This window comes from Streptomyces sp. VRA16 Mangrove soil (assembly GCF_017377775.1).
Classification (GTDB): Bacteria; Actinomycetota; Actinomycetes; order Streptomycetales; family Streptomycetaceae; genus Streptomyces.
In genome coordinates, this window is the sequence record NZ_JAFVLN010000014.1 from 115,173 (window position 1) to 135,992 (window position 20,820).

The following is a 20,820-nucleotide window of genomic DNA, read 5'->3' on the forward strand; positions in this document are numbered from 1 at the left end:
GGGCAGCATCACATGGCTGAGCGCCGCGTCAACGTCGGCTGGGCCGAGGGCCTCCACGCCCGTCCCGCCTCCATCTTCGTCCGCGCGGCCACGGCGGCCGGCGTCCCCGTGACGATCGCCAAGGCCGACGGCAACCCCGTCAACGCCGCCTCCATGCTGGCGGTCCTGGGCCTGGGCGCCCAGGGCGGCGAGGAGATCGTCCTGGCCTCCGAGGCCGAGGGTGCGGACGCCGCCCTCGACCGTCTGGCCAAGCTGGTCACCGAGGGTCTCGACGAGCTCCCCGAGACCGTCTGAGCCACGGCTGCACACACGACGGAGTCGCGCGCTTCCCCCCGGAACGCGCGGCTCCGTCGTTTTGTTTCATCGCGCAGACCCCGCAATCGTCACGCGCACCGAAATTGGCGCACGATAACGGGTGCGGCCAAAATCAATCGCACCCTTCGCATATGGAAAAGGGCAGCAGAAAATACCCCGCAGCCGCATTCCGCGAATAGTGCACTTCTTTGTATACGGCTCCCCTGTTAATGCTGGAGCCCCGCCGTGTTTACGGGATGTTGCGAAGCCCTCACACGGTCACCCGGACGGGGGACGCGCAGCCGGTGCGCCACCGACGCGCGCTCGGCGTGCTGGGCCGTCAGGGACCGGGCCCGCTCGGCGTCACCGCGGGCCACGGCGTCGACGATGGCGCCGTGCTCGGCCCAGGACTCGGCCGGCTGAACCGGGGTCTCGACGGTGTACATCCACGCGATCTTGTGCCGCAGCTGGGCGAGCAGGGCGATCAGCCCCGGGCTTCCGGAGGCCTGCGCGAGCGTCTCGTGGAACCAGCCGCCCAGGGAGCGCAGATCCTCGTTCTGCCCCCGCCTGGAGCGCTCCTGCCCCAGCCTGACCAGGCCGCGCAGCACCTTGAGGTGGGCCTCGGTGCGGCGCTGGGCCGCGCGGGCGGCGCCCAGCGGCTCCAGGAGCATGCGGATCTCCAGCAGGTCGGCGGCCTCCTGCTCGGTGGGCTCGGCGACGCAGGCCCCGGCGTGCCGGCGGGTGACGACGAACCCCTCCGCCTCCAAGGTGCGCAGCGCCTCCCGGACCGGCACGCGCGAGACGCCGTAACGGCGCGCGAGCAACTCCTCGGTGAGCCTGCTGCCGCGCTCGTAGACACCCGCGACGATGTCATCGCGGATCGCCGTGCATACCGAGTGCGCGGGAATGCGCATGATCTGACCTCCGCCTTAATCCCCGCGAAACGCGGTCGGTCGACGCCCGTACAAGCACGACGGACGCCCGGTCGGCCTGCTTGTGCAATGACTCTATTCCACCGCGCTTGAATTTCCGACGGCAGCCCGGAATCCATGGATATCTTTTGGACAGTGGCGGTTGCTGCACGCGAAAGCCCCGGCTCGGCGAGCCGGGGCTTTCGGATGGTGCCGCTGAGGTGCGTCAGACGTTCACGCCGTGCGAGCGCAGGTACGCGACGGGGTCGATGTCCGAGCCGTAGTCGGGCGAGGTGCGGGCCTCGAAGTGGAGGTGCGGGCCCGTGACGTTGCCCGTGGCGCCGGAGAGGCCTATCTGCTGGCCGGGGGTGACGCTCTGGCCGACGGAGACACCGATGGACGAGAGGTGACCGTACTGGGTGTACGTGCCGTCGTTCATCTTGATGACGATGTTGTTGCCGTACGCGCCGCCCCAGCCGGCCTCGACGACGGTGCCGGAGCCCACGGCGTGCACCGAGGTGCCGGTGGCGGCGTGGAAGTCGATGCCGGTGTGGCTGCCGGAGGACCACAGGCTGCTGCTCGCCTGGTAGCCGGTGGAGACGTAGGAGCCCGAGATGGGCGCCACGAAGGTGTTGAGGCGCTTGCGTTCGGCCTCGCGGGCGGCGCGCTCCTTGGCCTCGCGCTCCTTCTTGGCCTTCTCCTCGGCCTTGCGCTTCTCCTCGGCCGCCTTCTTCTTGGCGGCCTCTTCGGCCTTCTTCTTGGCGGCGGCCTCGTCGGCGGCCTTCTTCTGCGCGGCGGCCTGCGCGTCGATCTGGTCGGCCAGGGAGTCGCCGATCGAGATGGCCTGCGTCAGGTTGTTCTGTTCTGCGGCCGCGGTGTCGGCGGCGAGGGCCGGGGCGGCGAGGCCTCCGACCACACCGGTCGTGGTGAGCGCGGCGACACTTGCGACCTTCGCGGTGGTGCGCGTGACGCGGCTCGGACGACGGTGCTTCCCGGTGGCACGGGTGAACGCCATGAAGAGGCTGATCCTTTCCTTCCCTCTCGCCTACCGGGTTAGCTGACGGGTTCGGAGCAGGAAGGTCTCCTACGGGCCACCCCTTGCGGGAGCGGTCCGATTCACCCCAGGGACTGCGGTGGGTCCCCGGCTCCCCTGGCTCGCGCCATGGGGGACTCGGCGATGACTGTCCGGTGACGCGGGCGCGGCACATAGGTGGCGGACAGCCGGACCGACGCTAAGCGGGGCATCTTTCAATCAACAAACAGATCCCGGCTTTTGTAGTGCATCCCACAGGGCAGACAGGCAACCTCCGCATCATTTCGGACATATGCGATCCGCGGTGATCGCGTCCGTGCACGTGGGGGCCCGTGAGGGATGCCACCGAGCCCCGGCGGTCACGGTGACCGCCGGGGCTCGGCCCATGCTCGCGTACGGGCTTCGGTCAGCCGGTGACCACGGTCACCTCGCCGATACCGAGCGCCTTGACCGGCTCCTCGATCTGCGCGGCGTCACCCACGAGGATCGTCACCAGGCGGTCCGCCGGGAAGGCGCTGACGACCGCCGCGGTGGCCTCCACGGTGCCCGTGGCGGCGAGTTGGCGGTACAGCTCGGCCTGGTAGTCGTCGGGCAGGTTCTGCTCGACCTGGTCGGCGAGGGTGCTCGCGACGTTCGCCGCGGTCTCGAACTTCAGCGGGGCGACGCCCACCAGGTTCTGCACCGCCGTGTCCCGTTCGGCGTCCGTGAGGCCCTCGGCGGCCAGCGTGCGCAGCACCTTCCAGAGGTCGTCGAGCGCCGGGCCGGTGTTCGGGGTGTCCACGGAGCCGCTGATGGCGAGCATCGCCGCGCCCGTGCCGTCGGGCGCCGAGCGCAGCACCTGGGCGAAGGAGCGCACACCGTAGGTGTAGCCCTTCTCCTCGCGCAGGACGCGGTCCAGACGCGAGGTGAGGGTGCCGCCCAGGCAGTACGTGCCGAGGATCTGCGCGGCCCACACGCGGTCGTGCTTGTCGGGCCCGATGCGGCCGATCAGCAGCTGCGTCTGCACGGCGCCGGGGCGGTCCACGATGACGACGCGGCCCGTGTCGTCGGCGGTGACCGGCGGCACCGGGCGGGCCTCGGCGGTGTCACCGGTCCAGGCGCCGAGCGTGTCGGCGAGCAGCGCGTCGAGGTCGACGCCCGTGAGGTCGCCCACCACGACGGCCGTGCCGGTGGCAGGACGTACGTGCTTCTCGTAGAAGGCGCGCACGGCCGCCGCGTCGATGGCGGCGACGGTCTCCTCGGTGCCCTGACGCGGGCGCGACATGCGCGAGCCGGCCGGGAACAGCTGCCTGGAGAGCTCCTTGGCGGCACGGCGGGCCGGATTGGCGCTCTCGTGCGGGATCTCGTCCAGGCGGTTGGCCACCAGGCGCTCGATCTCGCTGTCGGCGAAGGCGGGCGCCCGCAGCGCGTCGGCCAGCAGCGCGAGCCCCTTGGCGAGCCGGGAGACGGGCACTTCGAGGGAGACCCGGACGCCAGGATGGTCGGCGTGCGCGTCCAACGTGGCGCCGCACCGCTCCAGTTCGGCCGCGAACTCCTCGGCGGAGTGCTTGTCGGTGCCCTCGTTGAAGGCGCGCGCCATGATCGTGGCGACGCCGTCGAGGCCCTTCGGCTCGGCCTCCAGGGGCGCGTCCAGATTGATCTCCACGGCCACGACCTGCTGGCCGGGGCGGTGGCAGCGCAGCACCGTCAGCCCGTTGTCGAGCGCGCCGCGCTGCGGGGCGGGGAACGCCCACGGCTTGGCCTCGCCCGGCTGCGGCTGCGGGTGGAACTCCATGGTCGCGAGCTGCTCGGTCACTGGCCCGCCTCCTCGTTCTCGGCGGTCTCGGCGGTCTCGGCGGTATCAGCCGTCTGGTCTTCGGACTCAGCGGGGGCCATGGGCTCGTACACGAGAACCGCACGGTTGTCGGGGCGCAGGCGCGCCTTGGCGACCTCCTGGACCTCCTCGGCGGTCACGTCGAGGACGCGCTGCACGGCGGTCAGAGCGAGCTGCGGGTCACCGAACAGGACGGCATACCGGCACAGTTCGTCGGCGCGGCCCGCGACGGTGCCGAGCCGGTCCAGCCATTCGCGCTCCAACTGGGCCTGGGCGCGCTCCATTTCCTCCGGGCTCGGGCCCTCCTCGGCGAACCGGGCGAGCTCCTCGTCGACGGCCGCCTCGATGACCGGCACCTCGACGTCGCCGGAGGTCTTCACGTCCAGCCAGCCCAGCGACGGTGCACCGGCGAGCCGCAGCAGGCCGAACCCGGCCGCGACGGCCGTGCGGTCCCGGCGCACCAGGCGGTTGTAGAGCCGCGACGACTCGCCGCCGCCGAGAACGGTCAGGGCGAGGTCGGCGGCGTCGCACGCGCGCGTGCCGTCCTGCGGGAGCCGGTACGCGGCCATCAGGGCGCGCGCCGGGACCTCCTCCTCGACGACCTCGCGCAGCTGCTCGCCGATGACGTCGGGCAGGGAGCCGTCGCGCGGAGGCTGCTTGCCGTCGTGACCGGCGATGGACCCGAAGTACTTCTCGATCCAGGCGAGCGTCTGCTCCGGGTCGATGTCGCCGACCACGGAGAGCACCGCGTTGTTGGGCGCGTAATACGTGCGGAAGAAGTTCCGCGCGTCCTCCAGGGTGGCCGCGTCCAGGTCGGCCATGGAGCCGATGGGCGTGTGGTGGTACGGGTGGCCCTCGGGGTACATGAGGGCGGTCAGCTTCTCGAACGCCGTGCCGTAGGGCACGTTGTCGTAGCGCTGACGGCGCTCGTTCTTCACGACGTCGCGCTGGTTCTCCATCGACTCGTCGTCCAGAGCCGTCAGGAGCGAGCCCATGCGGTCGGCCTCCAGCCAGAGCGCGAGCTCCAGCTGGTGGGCGGGCATGGTCTCGAAATAGTTCGTGCGCTCGAAGCTCGTCGTACCGTTGAGCGAGCCGCCCGCGCCCTGGACCAGTTCGAAGTGGCCGTTGCCCGACACCTGCTTCGAGCCCTGGAACATCAGGTGCTCGAAAAGGTGAGCAAGGCCGGTACGGCCCTTGACCTCGTGGCGCGAGCCAACGTCGTACCAGAGGCAGACCGCCGCGACCGGGGTCAGGTGATCCTCGGAGAGCACCACACGCAGGCCGTTGGCCAGCCGGTGCTCGGTCGCTGTCAGGCCGCCGGAGCCGGCCTCGGCGGTGGCCGTGTGACCCATGGGCATGTACGTCCCTTCGATCGCGGAAAGTGCAGAAGTGCTGCCAGTCCTGCCACTGTATGCAAGCGTGCTGACCGCTGGCCAAGTTCCCGTCGCGGCTACGCCCACAGCGATGCGGGGCACCCGCCCACGGACCGCGAACCGCCGGTACGGACGGGTCGCGAGCAGCGTTGTCAGTGGGTCGGTCCACAATGGTCGGCGACAGTTCCCGTCAGTTCCCTGTTCATGTACCCGTTCATGTTGGTGAAGGAGCCGCAGCAGCGATGGCCCGCCGCAGCACGAAGACCCCGCGACCCGATGACGACGCGGCCTTCGAGGAGAAGATCCTCGACATCGACGTCGTCGACGAAATGCAGGGCTCCTACCTGGAGTACGCGTACTCGGTCATCTACTCCCGCGCCCTGCCCGACGCCCGGGACGGGATGAAGCCCGTCCACCGCCGGATCGTCTACCAGATGAACGAGATGGGGCTGCGCCCCGACCGCGGGTACGTGAAGTGCGCCCGTGTCGTCGGCGAGGTCATGGGTAAGCTCCACCCCCATGGCGACGCGTCGATCTACGACGCCCTGGTGCGCCTGGCCCAGCCGTTCTCCATGCGCGTACCGCTCGTGGACGGCCACGGAAACTTCGGCTCGCTGGGCAACGACGACCGCCCGGCCGCCATGCGTTACACGGAGTGCCGCCCGGACGCCGCCGCGGCCCTGATGACGGACTCGATCGACGAGAACACGGTCGACTTCGCGCCCAACTACGACGGCCAGGAGCAGGAGCCCCTGGTCCTCCCGGCGGCCTACCCGAACCTGTTGGTGAACGGGACGTCGGGCATCGCGGTCGGCATGGCCACGAACATGCCCCCGCACAACCTGGGCGAAGTGATCGCCGCCGCGCGGCATTTGATCAAGCACCCGGGCGCCGACCTCGAGACGCTGATGAAGTTCGTCCCGGGCCCCGACCTGCCCACGGGCGGCCGGATCGTCGGCCTGTCCGGGATCAAGGACGCGTACGAGACGGGCCGCGGCACCTTCAAGATCCGTGCGACGGTCGCGGTGGAGAGCGTGACGGCGCGCCGCAAGGGCCTCGTCGTCACCGAGCTGCCCTTCGCGGTGGGCCCCGAGAAGGTCATCACCAAGATCAAGGAACTGGTCGGTTCCAAGAAGCTCCAGGGCATCGCCGACGTCAAGGACCTCACCGACCGTGAGCACGGCCTGCGCCTGGTCATCGAGATCAAGAACGGCTTCGTGCCGGAGGCCGTCCTGGAGCAGCTCTACAAGCTGACGCCGATGGAGGAGTCCTTCGGTATCAACAATGTGGCGCTGGTCGACGGTCAGCCGCTCACGCTCGGCCTCAAGGAGCTCCTTGAGGTCTACCTGGACCATCGCTTCACCGTGGTGCGCCGCCGCAGCGAGTTCCGCCGCAGCAAGAAGCAGGACCGGCTCCACCTGGTGGAGGGCCTCCTCGTCGCCCTGGTCGACATCGACGAGGTCATCCGGATCATCCGCTCCAGCGAGAACAGCGCGCAGGCCAAGGAGCGCCTGATGGAGCGCTTCTCGCTGAGCGAGGTCCAGACGCAGTACATCCTGGACACGCCGCTGCGCCGCCTCACCAAGTTCGACCGCATCGAGCTGGAGTCGGAGCGCGACCGCCTCAACGGCGAGATCGACGAGCTGACCGGCATCCTGGACTCGGACACGGAGCTGCGCAAGCTGGTCTCCACCGAACTGGCCGCGGTGGCGAAGAAGTTCGGTTCCGACCGGCGCACGGTGCTCCTGGAGTCGGCGGGTGCCCCGGTGACCGCGGTGCCGCTGCAGGTCGCCGACGACCCGTGCCGCGTGCTGCTCTCCTCGACGGGCCTGCTCGCGCGCACGGCCAACGGCGAGCCGTTCCCGGCGGACGAGGACGGTGCCGGCAAGCGCGTCAAGCACGACCTGATCGTCTCCGCGGTGCCCGCGACGGCCCGCGGCGAGATCGGCGCGGTCACCTCGGAGGGCCGCCTGCTGCGGCTGAACGTGATCGACCTGCCGCAGCTCCCGGACACGGCATCCGCGCCGAATCTGTCCGGTGGCGCGCCGATCTCGGAGTTCCTGTCCTCCTTGGAGGCGGACGAGCAGGTCATCTGCCTCACCACCCTGGACGAGTCGTCGCCCGGCCTGGCGATCGGCACCGAGCAGGGCGTGGTGAAGCGCGTGGTGCCCGACTACCCCTCCAACAAGGAGGAGCTGGAGGTCATCACCCTCAAGGACGGTGACCGGATCGTGGGAGCGGTCGAGCTGCGGACCGGCGAGGAGGACCTGGTCTTCATCACCGACGACGCCCAACTGCTGCGTTACCAGGCCTCCATGGTGCGTCCGCAGGGCCGCCCGGCGGGCGGCATGGCCGGTGTGAAGCTGGCGACGGGCGCGAAGGTGATCTCGTTCACCGCGGTCGACCCGGCGGTCGACGCGGTGGTCTTCACAGTGGCCGGTTCGCGCGGCACGCTCGACGACTCGGTGCAGACGACGGCCAAGCTGACGCCGTTCGACCAGTACCCGAGGAAGGGCCGCGCCACAGGCGGTGTGCGCTGCCAGCGGTTCCTGAAGGGCGAGGACTGCCTGAGCCTGGCCTGGGCCGGCCCGGCGCCCGCGCGCGCGGCGCAGAAGAACGGCACACCGGCCGAGCTCCCGGAAATGGACCCGCGCCGCGACGGTTCGGGTGTGTCGCTGCCCAAGACGGTGGCCGCGGTGACGGGCCCCGCCTAAACCGCTGGACCGGCGGGGAAGGCTAGACCACCGGGAAGTCGGCGGTCTCGGCGCCCTCTTCGCCCTTCTCCTGCACATAGCGGAGAACGCCCCACATGCTGTGCTCGTCCGCGGCGTGTGGGGGGTCGCTGTGGGGGTCGTCCTTACGGTCGCTCTTGCAGGCGGTGAGTTCCTCGCCGAGCGCCTCCGTGTCGACGCCCGCGCCGATGAGGACGAGCTGCGTCAGCGGCGCCTCGCCGGCCGGCCACGGCTCCGGGTAGAAGCGCAGGAACCGTCCGACGGCGTGCACGGCGTACCGGTTGCGCGGGTCGGCGGCGCCGAAATCGACGTACCCCTTGATGCGGTAGAGCCCCTCGGGCCGGCTGTCGAGGAACGTGAGGAGCCGACGCGGGTCCATGGGGGTGTCCGAAGTGAAGGCAACGCTCTCGTAGGCATCGTGCAGGTGCCCTGCGTGCCCTGCGTGTCCCGCGTGGGTGGTGCCGTCGTCGGCGGCCGAGGCGTCGGTGCCGGTGCCGGTGCCGGTGCCGGTGTCGGTGTCGGTGTCTTCATGTCGGTGCAGATCGTCGAACGACAGCTGCCCGATGCGCTCCTCGCCCGGACGGCAGTCGAAGAGCATCTCCGGGTCGACCCGCCCGTACGACGCGGTGACGACCGCGGCCCGCTCCGCCGCGGCCCGCACGGCGGCGACGACCCGCTCCCGCTCCCTCGCGTCCACCCGGTCGGCCTTGTTCACGACCACGAGGTCCGCGAGGCCGAGGTGCCGCGTCACCTCCGGATGCTTCTCGCGGGTGGCGTCGAACTCGGCGGCGTCGACGACCTCGACGAGTCCGCCGTACACGATCCGCGGATTCTCGCTGGCGAGCACCATGCGTACCAGCTCCTGCGGCTCCGCGATCCCGCTCGCCTCGATCACGATGACGTCAATGGCATGTACGTCATTGACGGGGCGAGTCAACTTGTCCAGATAGACGTCAAGTTCACTGGCGTCCACGGCACAGCACAGACATCCGTTGCCGAGCGAGACCGTCGAGTCACCGAGTTGTCCCGCGACGGCCATCGCGTCGATCTCGATCGCCCCGAAGTCGTTGACGATCGCGCCGATCCGGGTACCACCACTGCGGTGCAGCAGATGGTTCAGCAATGTGGTCTTCCCCGATCCGAGGAAGCCCGCCAGGACGACGACCGGGATCTGCGGCGGGTTCGCCTTGCTCAACGCGCGACCTCTCGTACGAAGGATGAATGTCGCCCCAGGATACGAGCGCGCAGAAAGGCCGCGGAGTGAACGATTGCTAACGGCGATCCCTGGGCAGATGTCTGGACATGGCGCCGGGGTGTGCGACCCGAGCTTCCCTCCGTGCGCCTCCTCTCCGCCTCCCAGCCGACCAGAGCCGCTCGGCATCCTGGGAGGGGCAAGCGCACCGCCTACTGCTCGCCGGTTCCCTGCTCCGTCGACCCGCACCCGACGACGACCGGCGGACGGTCGCCTGAATCGGGGGTTGACATGGCCACAAAGAGTAATGGGGTGTGGCAAGGAGTAGTCACCGCGGTCGCGGGCGGGCTCGTGGGAGCCGTCGCGACCCATTGGTGGGGGCAGCACGGGCCGGGCCAGGAGCCGGCTGCGACCGAGCGGCACAGACTGGCCCGCGCCCACCAGCAGCGCATGCACTGGGAACTGCTGAGCATGGCCATCGACGACCCCGATCTGGCGGCGGTGATCGACACCTTCGAGGTCGACATGCCACCGGAGAAGCGGCGCCAGATGATCTACGCCAACCTCTGGTACATCAACGCCTACCATCTGTACGAATCCGGGCTGCTGAACCGCCACGAACTCCTGGGCCATCTGCGGGAACTCTTCCAGAGCCCCTATATCCGCGAGTACTGGGAGATCACCCGGCACCATCGCGCCGCGCTGGACCCGTCCTCCTCGGAGGCGGAGATCGGCCGCATCGCGGAAGCGCTGTTCCAGGAACTGGACGACGCCGACACCGACGAGTGGTGGGTGGTGGGAGGCGGATGAACAGGGGTCGGACCGAAGGGCCCCGAGGCGCCCGCGTTCGTGGCGGTCGCCCATCCCGGTGACTTCTTAGTCAACTCCCCCTGGAATAGCGGATTTCGGTATCCAGTGAAGCTCTCCGTCGGACTACTGTGACGCCGAAACTCAACCCACTCCAGAAGGAACCGGAACCCTTGAAGATCGTACGCCGCATCGGGGTGCCCCCGAGCGCCCGCGGCAGTGCCTCCGGCACCACCTGCCCCGATGTCTTCGAACTCAGTGACGGCAACTTCGCCGTGATTGGCACCGAAGCCACCGCTGAACTCATGAGCGAACTTCCGGCGGACGCGGGGGTCGCCGACTACGAGCGCATCGTCGTCGTCTCCCGTGCCACGCTCGTCCACGCGAAGGCCGACATCCCGGACGCGTGATGGTTACCGCCCTGAACGCGACAGGCATGGCGCTCTCCGACGTCAACGAGACGCTGACGGCCGTGGGCGGCCTCGCGGCCGGAGTCGGCGCCTTGATCGTCGCCCTGAGCGCGCTGCGCGACAGGCGGCGCAGGGGCGGCGGCACCACGCCGCCCCCGCCCGAGGACAACGCACCTTCAGGCCGGCCGGACAGCGGCTCAGGTTTCGGCCCCTCAGGACCCACCCCGTCCTGATCAGGGCCCCGCGGCTCCACCGCGGTCGAGGTTCAGCAGCACCCCGTGCGGGCCTCGACCGCCCCGGTCACACGATGACCGGCACCGCCACCGGCGGCTCCACCCCCACATACCGCGCCGCAGGCCGGATGATCTTCGAGTCCTGGGCCTGTTCGAGGATGTTGGCGCTCCAGCCGACGACGCGGGCCGCGGCGAACGTGGGGGTGAACATCGTGCGGGGCAGGCCGCAGAGTTCCATGACCACGCCCGCGTAGAACTCCACGTTCGTGTGCAGTTCGCGGCCGGGCTTCAACTCGGCCAGGATCGCCTCGACATGGCGTTCGACCTCGACCGCGAACTCCACCAGCGGTCCGCCGAACCCCTCCGCTATGCCGCGCAGCATGCGCGAACGCGGGTCCTCCGTGCGGTAGACGGGGTGCCCGAAGCCCATGATGCGGTCGCCGGCCAGGACGCGTTCGCGGATCCAGGGGTCGGTGCGCTCCGGAGTGCCGATCGCGTCCAAGGTGTCCAGGGCCCGGCTGGGTGCCCCGCCGTGCAGTGGCCCGGACAGCGCTCCGACCGCACCGACCAGACAGGCCGCCACATCCGCGCCGGTCGACGTGATGACACGCGACGTGAACGTTGACGCGTTGAATCCGTGATCAATGGTTGAGATGAGGTACTGCTCGATGGCGCGCGCGTGCGCGGGGTCGGGCTCCGAACCGGTCAGCATGTACAGGTAGTTGGCCGCGTACGAGAGGTCCTCGCGCGGCTCCACCGGTTCGAGCCCCTCGCCGAGGCGGTGCAGCGCGGTGAGCATCGTGGGGACCACCGCGGCCGCGGCGAGCGTGTCCTCGCGACGCCGGTCCGCGTCGATGTCGTAGACCGGTCGGAAGCCGCGGGAAGCACCGAAGAGCGACAGGGCCGTACGGAGTCCGGCGAGCGGCCCGGACAGCGAGCCCGCTCGGGCGATGGCGGGCAGCGCCGCCCGCACCTCCTCGGGCAGCGTGCGCAGTGCGGCGGTCTCGCGGGCGAAGGAGGCGGACCGGGCGGCGTCGGGCAGTTCGCCGTGGATCATCAGGTGCCAGACGTCCTCGAAGCTGCGCTTCTGCGCGAGCTCGACGGCGGAGTACTGGCGGTAGTGGTAGAAGCCCTCCCGCCCTCGGACGTCCCCGAGGACGGTCTCGGTGACGACGACACCGGCGAGCCCGCGCGGTACGTCGACGACAGGGGCGCCCTTGGCCGGAGCCGGAGCCGTAGCCGTAGCCGTAGCCGTAGCCGTAGCCGTAGTCCCGTTGATCTGCATGATTCCTCCCTTAGCTTGATTCGACTGTCCACTCTTGACTCAATCTCTGTCAATATTGATTGAATCAATACATCGTCGTCCGGATACGGTGACGCACATGAGGGATCAAGAACCGGCACCCGCCGCCCGGCAGGACCGCCGACTGACCACCAGGGAGACCGCCGAACTGCTCGGCGTGAAGCCCGAGACCGTCTACGCGTACGTGAGCCGGGGGCAGCTGACCAGCAGGCGGGGCGAGAGCCGGCGCGGCAGCACCTTCGACGCGGCCGAGGTCGAGGCCCTCGCCCGCCGCAACAGGCGCGAGAGCAAGCCGAGTTCGGCACCCGACGAGCTGGCGGTGCACACCCGTCTGACCCTCATCGACGGGGACAGGTACTTCTTCCGGGGGGTCGACGCGGTGGAGCTGGCGACGCGTCACTCCTACGAGGAGGTGGCGGAGTGGCTGTGGACCGGGACGCTGCGCCCCGGCGCCCGGTTCGTCGCACCGAAGGAGTCGCGCGAGGCGGCCCGCCGCGCCGTGGCCGCCCTGCCCGAACTCGCCGGTCCCGTGGACCGGTTGAGGGTGGCGGCCGTCGCCGCCGCCACCTCGGACCCGCTGCGCTACGACCTCTCCGAGGATTCCGTCCTCGGTGCCGCGCGGGCCCTGATCCCGACGCTGGCCACCGCGCTGCCCCTGGTGAGGGGGACGTACGCGGACGGGGAACCGATCGCACAGCGACTGTGGGGGCGGCTGTCCCACAAAGCCCCCGACGAGGCCTCACTGCGCGTCCTGGACCTGGCGCTCGCGCTGCTCACCGACCACGACCTGGCCGCGTCGACGCTCGCGGTCCGGGTGGCGGCGTCGGCCCGCGCGCACGCGTACGCGGCCGTCTCCGCGGGCCTGGGCGTCCTGGAAGGGCCCCTTCACGGCGCGGCGAGCGGCCTGGCCCACCGGATGCTCCTGGAGGTCCTGGAGCGGGGCAGCGCGGGCTCCGTCGTCTCCGACGAACTGCGCGCGGGACGCCGCGTCCCCGGCCTCGGTCACCGCCTCTACAAGGGCGAGGACCCACGCGCGCGGGCGCTGTTCGCCGCGCTGGAGGAGCTGCCCGAGGCGCAGCCCGCGCTCGCCGCGGCCCGCGACGTCGTGGCGACGACGGCCCGCCACACGGATCTGCACGCCAACGTGGACCTCGCGCTCGCCGTCTTCACCACGACCTTCGGGATGCCGGCCGAGGCGGGCGAGACGGTCTTCGCCGTCGCACGCACGGCGGGCTGGATCGCCCACGCCCTGGAGGAGTACGGCGAACGGCCGCTGCGCATGAGGCCGACGGGTCACTACGTAGGCGTGCGTCCACCGCAGCCCTTGCCCGCGCCCTCCCCGAAGGGGTGAACCGAAGAGCGGATACGGAGGGCAGGTTAGGCTCACCTGCGTGAGTACGTGCACGACCGCCTCGCGGGATCTCGACGAACCCCTCACGGGAACCGCGGCCACCGCCCGGACCTGGCTGCTGATCGAGCAGTCGGGCCCCTGGGGTGCGAAGGCGCTGACCTCCAGCCATCTGGACCCCGAGGTGGGCCGGGCCCTGGAGGCGGCGGCCGACGGCACCGGAGTGCGGGTCGCCCTGATCCGGCGTCCCGGCCGGCACGCCGACCGACACACGCCGGCCCGCCGGCAGGTGTACGTCGCCCACACGGCTCCAGGGAACGCCTGGCTGCGCTCCGCCACGACCGAGGCTCCCGAGGAGCTGCTCGCCCTCGACTTCGCCGCCCTGGGAGCGGGCGATCACGGCGGCTTCGGCGCGCCGCACGCAGGCGCCCCGCTCGCGCTCGTCTGCACCAACGGGAAGCGTGACCGCTGCTGCGCCCTGCTGGGACGCCCGCTCGCCTCCGAACTCGCACTCGGCGGCGAGGAGGGCGTCTGGGAAGTCACCCATCTCGGCGGCCACCGCTTCTCCCCCACCCTCCTCGTGCTCCCGTACGGCTACGCCTACGGGAGGGCCACGGCGGCGGACGTGAAGGAGATCCTGGAGGCGACCCGTGCCGGCCGCGTCGTCCTGGACGGTTGCCGCGGCAGCTCCGCCTGGGAGCGTCCGGGCCAGGCCGCGGAGCTGGCGGTGCGCAGGGCCGCCCAGGAGTACCGCGCGGACTCCCTCACCGTCGTCCGCACGGAAGCCTTCGAGGGCGACACCCCGCACTGGAAGGTGACCGTCGCCCACGCCGACGGCAGGCGCTGGCAGGTGACCGTGGACCGGGGGACGTCCGCGCCGCCGCGCCCCGAGAGCTGCGGGGCCGCCCTCGGCTCACCGGCCCGCATGGATGTCGCCGCGGTGCGCGAGGTTCCCGTTCCGGTCGGCTGACGCGGACCACGTCCTCGTACGGGACCGGCCGCACGCTCGTACGGGACCGGCCCCGCGCTCGCGCAGGACCGGATCGACCGCGTCGCAGGAGATCCGCGCCACAAGGGGTTCGACCGGGGCGCGCGGGCCCGTACCGTTCGTCTTCATGAGCACGTCTCCCCCCACCCGCCGTCTGCGGTTCGGGCTGCCCCGGCGCATGTTCGCGCAGGTTCTGCTGATGCAGCTGGCGATCGCCGCCGGTGTGGTCGTGCTCGCCACCGGACTGTTCCTGGCACCTTTGAGCAACCAGTTGGACGACCAGGCGATGCGGCGGGCGCTCGCCATCGCACAGACCACCGCGGCGCAGCCGACGATCGCCGAGGAGCTGGAGTCCTCCCGGCCGACGGTCGGCGGGCCGGTGCAGGCCGAGGCGGAGCGGATCCGGCGAGCCAGCGGCGCCGAGTACGTCGTGATCATGAACAAGAAGGGCGTGCGCTGGTCGCACACCGACCTCGACGAGATCGGCAAGGTCGTCTCGACGGACCCCAGCGAGGCGCTGGCGGGCCACGAGGTGATGCAGATCGACAGCGGTACCCTCGGCCGCTCCGCGCGCGGCAAGGTGCCCCTCAGGGACGCCCACGGCCGGATCGTGGGCGCGGTGTCGGTCGGCATCGAGTACGACAGCGTCCGAGCCCGCCTCATCCACGCGATCCCCGGCCTGTTCGCCTACGCGGGCGGGGCCCTGGCCGTCGGGGCGCTCGCCGCCTATCTGATCTCGCGGCGGGTGCAGCGGCAGACCCGCGACCTGGCGTTCTCCGACATCGCGGCGCTGCTGGCCGAGCGCGAGGCGATGCTGCACGGCATCCGTGAGGGCGTCGTCGCGCTGGACCGCGGCGGCCGCATACGGCTGCTCAACGACGAGGCGCAGCGGCTGCTCGGCCTCGACGCGACGGCGCTCGGGCAGCCGCTGGACGTGGCGCTCGGCCCCGGGCGGACGACCGACGTGCTCGCCGGCCGCGTCACCGGCACCGATCTGCTGACCGTGCGCGGGCAGCGCGTCCTGGTCGCCAACCGGATGCCCACGCACGACGAGGGCGCCGTCGCGACGCTGCGCGACCGCACCGAGCTGGAGCAGCTCGGCCGCGAACTCGACTCCACGCGCGGGCTGATCGACGCCCTGCGCGCCCAGGACCACGAGCACGCCAACCGGATGCACACCCTTCTGGGGCTCCTGGAGCTGGAGATGTACGAGGACGCCGTGGAGTTCGTCGGGGAGGTGGTCGGCGATCACCGGGCGACGTCGGAGCAGGTCACCGAGAAGATCCACGATCCGCTGCTGGCCGCGCTGCTCGTCGGCAAGGCGACCGTGGCTGCCGAGCGCGGCGTCGCCCTGTGGATGTCGGATCGCACCCTGCTGCCCGACCGGCTGATCGACCCGCGCGGGCTGGTCACCGCGGTCGGCAATCTGGTCGACAACGCGCTGGACGCCGTCGCGGGAACCCCGCACGCGCGCGTGGAGGTCGAATTGCGCGCGGAGGGCACTACGGCTGTCGTGCGCGTCCGTGACACCGGGCCCGGCATCCCCGAGGACCGGCGGGACCTCGTCTTCGCCGACGGATGGTCCACCAAGAAGCCGCCCACGCACGGCAAGCGCGGCATCGGCCTCGCCCTGGTGCGGCGCCTCGCCGAGCGGCAGGGCGGCCGCGCCACGGTCGCGGAGGCGGAGGGTGGGGGCGCCGAGTTCACCGTCGTCCTGCCCGATGCCCTGACCGAGCCGTCCCCCGAGGCCGGGGACGGCCGCGGGGACGCCCTGTTCCCCCTCTCTGTACCGTCCACCGTGTCTTCCGTGGATACGCGCACGGAGGAGTCGCGATGATCGACGTACTGGTCGTGGACGACGACACCCGGGTCGCGCGGGTCAACGCGGCTTACGTCGCGAAGGTCGCCGGGTTCCGGGTCGCCGGTGAGGCGCACAACGCGGCGGACGCGCTGCGCATGATGGAGGAGCGGCCCGGGCTCGACCTGGTGCTCCTGGACCACTATCTGCCCGACGAGACGGGGCTCGACGTGGTGCGCGAGATGCGCAGGCGCGGCCACCAGACCGACGTGATCATGGTGACCGCGGCCCGTGACGTCGCCACCGTGCAGGCCGCGATGCGTCATGGTGCGCTGCAGTACCTGGTCAAGCCGTTCGCGTTCGCGGGCCTGCGCGCCAAGCTGGAGGCGTACGCGGCGCTGCGGCACACGTTCGCGGGCGGCGGCGAGGCCGAACAGGCCCAGGTGGACCGGATGTTCGGGGCGCTGTCGGCGACCGGGGCGCAGCCCGAGCTGCCCAAGGGGCACTCGCCGGGCACGGCGGAGCTGGTGCGCAGGACGCTGGTCGGCGCCGAACGGCCGCTGTCCGCCCAGGAGATCGCCGAGGAGACTGGGCTGAGCCGGCAGACGGCACAGCGCTATCTGAAGCTCCTGGAGCGCACCGGCGGGGCGGAACTGACCCTGAGATACGGAGACGCGGGCCGCCCAGAGCATCTCTACGTCTGGGCGGGCCCGCGTCCTGGTGGTGGGGGCAGGGTGTGAACCCGGGGGGAGGTGACCCCGCCCCCGTCGTACGTGGGGCCGTCGGGGGATGACGGCCCCACGCAGGTCGAGGGTTGTGCGGTCGCGGCTACTTGGCGGCCTTCTCGACGAACTCGGTGGTGTACGTCTTCTCCAGGTCCACGTTGGCGTTCTTGATGTTGGGGTTGAACGCCTTGAGCACGCTCTCAACTGTTGACGGGCCGTCCTTGGGCATGACGCCGTCCTTGGTGAACATCGGCAGGGTGTCCTTGATCGACTCGGCGTAGAGGGCCTTGTCACCCTGCGAATAGTCGGCCGGCATCTTGGCGGCGATCTCCGTGGCACTGTGCGTGGACATCCACTGGAGCGTCTTGACGAAGGCGTTGGCGAGCTTCTGCACGGTGGCCTTGTGGCTGTTGACCCAGTCCGTCTGCATGTACAGGCTCGACGACGGGTACGGGCCGCCGAGCGCCTTCTGCGAGCCCTCCGGCGTCCGCATGTCGACGAGGACCTTGCCGAGGTCCTTCTTCAGGATGGTGGCGACGGTGGGGTCCGTCGTCATACCGCCGTCGATGGAGCCCTTCTGCAGCGCGGAGATGAAGGTCGGACCGGCGCCGACGGCGACCGGCGTGAACTCGCTGACCTTCACCCCGTTCTTCACGGCCAGGTACTTGGTGAGGAAGTCCGTGGACGAGCCGAGTCCGGTGATGCCGAGCTTCTTGCCCTTGAAGTCCTTGGGCGAGGTGATGTCGCCGTCGGCCTTCTTGGAGACGACCTCGACCTCGCCGGGCGCGTGCGAGAACTGCACGACGGACTCGACGTGCTTGCCCTTGGTCTGGAGGTCGAGCGTGTGGTCGTAGAAGCCGACCGCGCCCTGGACCTGCCCGGAGACGAGTGCCGTCTCGGCCTGCACACCGGCGGGCTCGGTGAGGAGCTCGACGTTCAGGCCCTCGTCGGAGAAGTAGCCGAGCCGCTGGGTGAGCATCGCGGGCATGTAGATGACCTTGTCCAGGCCACCGACCATGATCTTGACCTTCTCGCCCTTGCCGCCCCCTCCCGAGCCGCTGCCGGAGTTCGACGAGGTGCTGGAGGCATCGTCGGCGCAGGCGGTGAGGGAGGTCAGGGCCAGCAGGCCGGCGGCGGCCAGCGATGCGTAACGGGCGGTCTTGCGCATGGGTGTTCACGTCCTTGTGAAGTGGCGGTGCGGGAGCGGGGAGCGAACGGGCCCCGCGGGAGCGGAAGTTGAGAGGTGGGCCCGGGGAGCGGAGGGTCAGCGGTCGGAGTCCGACGGCTTCCAGCGGAAGATGCGCCGCTCGGCGAAGGTGAGCAGTCCCTCGGCCGCCAGTGCGACCACGGCGAGGATCACCATGGCGGCGTAGACACCGGCCGCGTTGAAGGTGCCCTGGGACTGGGCGACGAGCAGGCCGATGCCCTTGGTGGCGCCGATGTACTCGCCGACGATGGCGCCGATGAGGGCGAAGCCGAAGCTGACGTGGAGGCTGGTGAAGATCCACGAGGTGGCCGACGGGATGACGACCTGAAGGGTCACGCGCCGGTCGCTCGCGCCGAGGATGCGGGCGTTGGCGACCAGGTTGCGATCGACCTCGCGGGCGCCCTGGAAGGCGTTGAAGAAGACGGGGAAAAAGACGAGGACGACGGCCGAGGCGACCTTGGAGGCCGGGCCGAGACCGAACCAGATGACGAAGATCGGCGCGAGCACGATGCGCGGGATCGAGTTGAGCACCTTGATGTACGGGCCGAGGACATCGGCGAGGAACACGATCCGGCCGAGTGCGATGCCCAGGATCACACCGGCGATCACGCCGATGATCCAGCCGAGCAGCGCCTCGTGCAGGGTGAACCAGACCTGTTCGCCGAGCGACCCGAGCGCGGTGCCGTGCAGCACCCACTGCTGGATCTGGTCCCAGATCTTCGACGGCATGGAGAAGTTGAACGGGTCGATGACCGCGGCCCGCGCGAGCACCTCCCACAGCCCGAGGACGGCGACCAGGAGCACCGCGCGTACGAGCATGATCACCGCCTTGCGACGGCGGGCGGCGCGGGCGCGGGACTGCGCGCGGTCGAGGGTCTTGACCGGCTGCTGCGCGTCGGCCGGGGTGGTGGCGACGTCAGGCGACATCAGCGGCACCTCGCTCCCGGGTGATGCGGACCTCTTCGCCGAGCGACTCCCAGATCTCGCGGTAGATCTCGATGAACCGCGGTTCCAGGCGGATCGATTCGACCTTGCGGGGGCGCGGCAGGTCGATGTCGAAGACCTGCTTGACGGTGGCGGGTCCTGCCGTCATCACGACGACCTTGTCGGCGAGGGCGATGGACTCCTCCAGGTCGTGGGTGACGAACACGACGGAGGCGCCCGTGCCCTCCCACAGTTCGAGGAGCTCGTCCGACATCAGCGCCCTGGTCTGCACGTCGAGCGCCGAGAAGGGCTCGTCCATCAGCAGGATCTCGGGGTCGTTGACGAAGGTGGCGGCGAGGGCTACGCGCTTGCGCTGGCCGCCCGAGAGCTGGTGCGGGTAGCGGTCCTCGAAGGCCGAGAGGCCGACGCGGGCGAGCCAGGCTCGGGCCTTCTCCTTGGCCTCCGCCTTGGGGACGCCGCGGAAGCGCGGGCCGGCCATGACGTTCGACAGCACGGTGCGCCAGGGGAAGGTGGCGTCCTGCTGGAAGACGAAGCCGACCTTGTCGCCGACGCCGCGGACCGGCTCACCGACGACCAGCACCTCGCCGTCGGAGGGCTCCTCGAGTCCGCTGACCAGCGTCAGCGTCGTCGACTTGCCGCAGCCGGTGGGGCCGACGACGGCCACGAACTCGCCGCGCTGCACGGTCAGATCGAGGTCCCTGACCGCGGTGTGCAGCCCGCCGGACGGGGTTTTGAACGTTTTGCCCGCGCCCCTCAACTCGATGGCGGGATGTGTGTCTGTGCTCATGGCCCCGGACCGTAGGCGGGAGGGGCATGCGGGCATCAGTCTTGTGTGCGCAAGCGGGACTTCTGCTTGCAAGAGGGTGTTGTGCTCGTTTTGCTCGGGCTAAAACTGCTGAGCCACCGCACGGGCTCGACAGCTCGCTCGCCTGGCCTTGAGGGAGAGAGGCCCGATGATTGCCGTCCTGGTAGTCGATGATGACTTCCGTGTCGCAGAGATCAACGCACGGTACGTGGGAAAGGTTCCCGGGTTCCGCGTCACCGCCCGTGCGCACAACGCGGCGCAGGCGCTGGCGATCGTGGAACGCGAGGAGATCGATCTGATCCTGCTCGACCACTATCTGCCGGACATGACGGGTCTCGAACTCGTCCCTCTCATGCGGGAACGCGGGCACGGCACCGACGTCATCATGATCACGGCGGCCGGTGACGTGGACACCGTGCAGTCCGCGATGCGCCTCGGCGCCCTGCACTATCTGGTCAAGCCGTTCACGTTCGCGGCGCTGCGGGCCCGGCTCGAGTCGTACGCGGCACTGCGTCGCACCGTCGCCCGGATCGGCGGCCGGGGTGTGGCGGGCCAGGAGCAGGTCGACCGGATCTTCGGCGCGCTGCGCACGGTGCCCGCGCCGTCCTCGCCGGGGCTGCCCAGCGGGCACTCGGAGCCGACCAGCGATCTCATCTGCGGGGTGCTGCACCACGCCGACGAGCCGCTGTCGGCCCACGAGGTGGCCGCCCGCACGGGCCTGAGCCGGTCCACGGCGCAGCGCTATCTGCGCACGCTGGAGCAGTCCGGGCGGCTGCGGCTCTCCCTCAAGTACGGCGACACGGGGCGCCCCGAGCACCGGTACGCCTGGGTGACGCCCTGAACCAAGGTGGCGCCCCGAGCGCGGTGCGGCCACCGGGGGGGGTACGGCCCCGACGGCCCGCC

Annotated in this window: 19 protein-coding genes and 1 riboswitch; of the genes, 10 read left to right on the forward strand and 9 right to left on the reverse strand. The window is 70.5% G+C overall.

All coding sequences use genetic code 11. The annotated features are described in order from the left end of the window. Positions 1 to 12: 12 nt before the first annotated feature. Positions 13 to 294: an HPr family phosphocarrier protein gene (locus J3486_RS31465; RefSeq protein WP_207826442.1), complete on the forward strand. Its 282-nt coding sequence runs from the start codon at positions 13 to 15 to the stop codon at positions 292 to 294. Positions 295 to 521: 227 nt separating this feature from the next. Here the strand turns inward: J3486_RS31465 and J3486_RS31470 are convergent, their stop codons facing one another. The 4 genes from J3486_RS31470 to J3486_RS31485 all read right to left on the reverse strand — a co-directional run bounded on the left by J3486_RS31470 (position 522) and on the right by J3486_RS31485 (position 5,409). Then, positions 522 to 1,208 carry a GntR family transcriptional regulator gene (locus J3486_RS31470; protein WP_207826444.1) on the reverse strand — a complete coding sequence of 229 codons (687 nt, stop codon included), beginning with the start codon at positions 1,206 to 1,208 and terminating at the stop codon, positions 522 to 524. A gap of 223 nt (positions 1,209 to 1,431) precedes the next feature. Then, positions 1,432 to 2,220 carry a M23 family metallopeptidase gene (locus J3486_RS31475; RefSeq protein WP_207826446.1) on the reverse strand — a complete coding sequence of 263 codons (789 nt, stop codon included), beginning with the start codon at positions 2,218 to 2,220 and terminating at the stop codon, positions 1,432 to 1,434. 12 nt (positions 2,221 to 2,232) lie between these two features. Continuing rightward, positions 2,233 to 2,392, reverse strand: a riboswitch (cyclic di-AMP (ydaO/yuaA leader). 252 nt (positions 2,393 to 2,644) lie between these two features. Further along, the gene (locus tag J3486_RS31480) at positions 2,645 to 4,012 is read right to left on the reverse strand and encodes a pitrilysin family protein (RefSeq protein ID WP_207826652.1); all 1,368 of its coding nucleotides are present in this window, start codon (positions 4,010 to 4,012) and stop codon (positions 2,645 to 2,647) included. Between the two features lie 17 nt (positions 4,013 to 4,029). Further along, positions 4,030 to 5,409 carry a pitrilysin family protein gene (locus J3486_RS31485; RefSeq protein WP_207826449.1) on the reverse strand — a complete coding sequence of 460 codons (1,380 nt, stop codon included), beginning with the start codon at positions 5,407 to 5,409 and terminating at the stop codon, positions 4,030 to 4,032. Between the two features lie 257 nt (positions 5,410 to 5,666). Here J3486_RS31485 and J3486_RS31490 point away from each other — a divergent pair, with 257 nt between their 5' ends. Beyond that, positions 5,667 to 8,138 carry a DNA topoisomerase (ATP-hydrolyzing) subunit A gene (locus tag J3486_RS31490; RefSeq protein WP_207826451.1) on the forward strand — a complete coding sequence of 824 codons (2,472 nt, stop codon included), beginning with the start codon at positions 5,667 to 5,669 and terminating at the stop codon, positions 8,136 to 8,138. A gap of 22 nt (positions 8,139 to 8,160) precedes the next feature. On the opposite strand, the gene J3486_RS31495 is transcribed toward J3486_RS31490, so the two are convergent. After that, the gene (locus J3486_RS31495) at positions 8,161 to 9,351 is read right to left on the reverse strand and encodes a GTP-binding protein (protein WP_207826452.1); all 1,191 of its coding nucleotides are present in this window, start codon (positions 9,349 to 9,351) and stop codon (positions 8,161 to 8,163) included. Between the two features lie 309 nt (positions 9,352 to 9,660). Here J3486_RS31495 and J3486_RS31500 point away from each other — a divergent pair, with 309 nt between their 5' ends. From J3486_RS31500 to J3486_RS31510, 3 genes are all read left to right on the forward strand, one after another. Then, positions 9,661 to 10,158, forward strand: a complete 498-nt coding sequence (locus tag J3486_RS31500) for a DUF6082 family protein (protein ID WP_207826455.1) — start codon at positions 9,661 to 9,663, stop codon at positions 10,156 to 10,158. Positions 10,159 to 10,328: 170 nt separating this feature from the next. Then, on the forward strand, positions 10,329 to 10,565 hold the full coding sequence (locus J3486_RS31505) for a hypothetical protein (protein WP_207826456.1): 237 nt from the start codon (positions 10,329 to 10,331) through the stop codon (positions 10,563 to 10,565). After that, entirely contained in the window at positions 10,565 to 10,798 is a 234-nt protein-coding gene (locus tag J3486_RS31510) for a hypothetical protein (protein WP_207826458.1), read from the forward strand. Before J3486_RS31505 ends, J3486_RS31510 begins: the two co-directional genes overlap by 1 nt. 67 nt (positions 10,799 to 10,865) lie before the next feature. Here J3486_RS31510 and J3486_RS31515 read toward each other — a convergent pair whose 3' ends face one another. After that, positions 10,866 to 12,083, reverse strand: a complete 1,218-nt coding sequence (locus J3486_RS31515; protein WP_207826461.1) for a citrate synthase/methylcitrate synthase — start codon at positions 12,081 to 12,083, stop codon at positions 10,866 to 10,868. Between the two features lie 97 nt (positions 12,084 to 12,180). Here J3486_RS31515 and J3486_RS31520 point away from each other — a divergent pair, with 97 nt between their 5' ends. The 4 genes from J3486_RS31520 to J3486_RS31535 all read left to right on the forward strand — a co-directional run bounded on the left by J3486_RS31520 (position 12,181) and on the right by J3486_RS31535 (position 16,975). Continuing rightward, entirely contained in the window at positions 12,181 to 13,452 is a 1,272-nt protein-coding gene (locus J3486_RS31520) for a citrate synthase (RefSeq protein ID WP_207826462.1), read from the forward strand. Positions 13,453 to 13,492: 40 nt separating this feature from the next. After that, a complete protein-coding gene (locus J3486_RS31525; protein ID WP_207826464.1) occupies positions 13,493 to 14,419 on the forward strand; it encodes a sucrase ferredoxin in 927 nt (308 codons plus the stop codon). Between the two features lie 145 nt (positions 14,420 to 14,564). Then, on the forward strand, positions 14,565 to 16,274 hold the full coding sequence (locus J3486_RS31530; RefSeq protein ID WP_207826466.1) for a sensor histidine kinase: 1,710 nt from the start codon (positions 14,565 to 14,567) through the stop codon (positions 16,272 to 16,274). Beyond that, positions 16,271 to 16,975 (forward strand): response regulator, encoded by a 705-nt coding sequence (locus J3486_RS31535; protein ID WP_207826469.1) that lies wholly within the window; start codon positions 16,271 to 16,273, stop codon positions 16,973 to 16,975. Before J3486_RS31530 ends, J3486_RS31535 begins: the two co-directional genes overlap by 4 nt. Positions 16,976 to 17,063: 88 nt before the next feature. Here J3486_RS31535 and J3486_RS31540 read toward each other — a convergent pair whose 3' ends face one another. The 3 genes from J3486_RS31540 to J3486_RS31550 form a co-directional block, all read right to left on the reverse strand. Continuing rightward, positions 17,064 to 18,128: an ABC transporter substrate-binding protein gene (locus J3486_RS31540; RefSeq protein WP_207826470.1), complete on the reverse strand. Its 1,065-nt coding sequence runs from the start codon at positions 18,126 to 18,128 to the stop codon at positions 17,064 to 17,066. A 96-nt stretch (positions 18,129 to 18,224) separates the two neighbouring features. After that, on the reverse strand, positions 18,225 to 19,094 hold the full coding sequence (locus J3486_RS31545; protein WP_207826472.1) for an ABC transporter permease: 870 nt from the start codon (positions 19,092 to 19,094) through the stop codon (positions 18,225 to 18,227). Next, positions 19,084 to 19,899, reverse strand: a complete 816-nt coding sequence (locus J3486_RS31550; RefSeq protein ID WP_207826474.1) for an ABC transporter ATP-binding protein — start codon at positions 19,897 to 19,899, stop codon at positions 19,084 to 19,086. The genes J3486_RS31545 and J3486_RS31550 overlap by 11 nt, the downstream gene beginning before the upstream one ends. 166 nt (positions 19,900 to 20,065) lie before the next feature. Here J3486_RS31550 and J3486_RS31555 point away from each other — a divergent pair, with 166 nt between their 5' ends. Further along, complete coding sequence (locus J3486_RS31555) at positions 20,066 to 20,758, forward strand: response regulator (RefSeq protein WP_207826475.1); 693 nt, start codon at positions 20,066 to 20,068, stop codon at positions 20,756 to 20,758. The last annotated feature ends 62 nt before the right edge of the window (positions 20,759 to 20,820 follow it).

Bases quoted from the DNA above. Each gene is read 5' to 3' on its own strand.
- J3486_RS31465 (WP_207826442.1), top strand. From the start codon at position 13: ATGGCTGAGCGCCGCGTCAACGTCGGCTGGGCCGAGGGCCTCCACGCC.
- J3486_RS31470 (WP_207826444.1), bottom strand. From the start codon at position 1,208: ATGCGCATTCCCGCGCACTCGGTATGCACGGCGATCCGCGATGACATC.
- J3486_RS31475 (WP_207826446.1), bottom strand. From the start codon at position 2,220: ATGGCGTTCACCCGTGCCACCGGGAAGCACCGTCGTCCGAGCCGCGTC.
- J3486_RS31480 (WP_207826652.1), bottom strand. From the start codon at position 4,012: ATGGAGTTCCACCCGCAGCCGCAGCCGGGCGAGGCCAAGCCGTGGGCG.
- J3486_RS31485 (WP_207826449.1), bottom strand. From the start codon at position 5,409: ATGCCCATGGGTCACACGGCCACCGCCGAGGCCGGCTCCGGCGGCCTG.
- J3486_RS31490 (WP_207826451.1), top strand. From the start codon at position 5,667: ATGGCCCGCCGCAGCACGAAGACCCCGCGACCCGATGACGACGCGGCC.
- J3486_RS31510 (WP_207826458.1), top strand. From the start codon at position 10,565: ATGGTTACCGCCCTGAACGCGACAGGCATGGCGCTCTCCGACGTCAAC.
- J3486_RS31515 (WP_207826461.1), bottom strand. From the start codon at position 12,083: ATGCAGATCAACGGGACTACGGCTACGGCTACGGCTACGGCTACGGCT.
- J3486_RS31520 (WP_207826462.1), top strand. From the start codon at position 12,181: ATGAGGGATCAAGAACCGGCACCCGCCGCCCGGCAGGACCGCCGACTG.
- J3486_RS31530 (WP_207826466.1), top strand. From the start codon at position 14,565: ATGAGCACGTCTCCCCCCACCCGCCGTCTGCGGTTCGGGCTGCCCCGG.
- J3486_RS31535 (WP_207826469.1), top strand. From the start codon at position 16,271: ATGATCGACGTACTGGTCGTGGACGACGACACCCGGGTCGCGCGGGTC.
- J3486_RS31540 (WP_207826470.1), bottom strand. From the start codon at position 18,128: ATGCGCAAGACCGCCCGTTACGCATCGCTGGCCGCCGCCGGCCTGCTG.
- J3486_RS31545 (WP_207826472.1), bottom strand. From the start codon at position 19,094: ATGTCGCCTGACGTCGCCACCACCCCGGCCGACGCGCAGCAGCCGGTC.
- J3486_RS31550 (WP_207826474.1), bottom strand. From the start codon at position 19,899: ATGAGCACAGACACACATCCCGCCATCGAGTTGAGGGGCGCGGGCAAA.
- J3486_RS31555 (WP_207826475.1), top strand. From the start codon at position 20,066: ATGATTGCCGTCCTGGTAGTCGATGATGACTTCCGTGTCGCAGAGATC.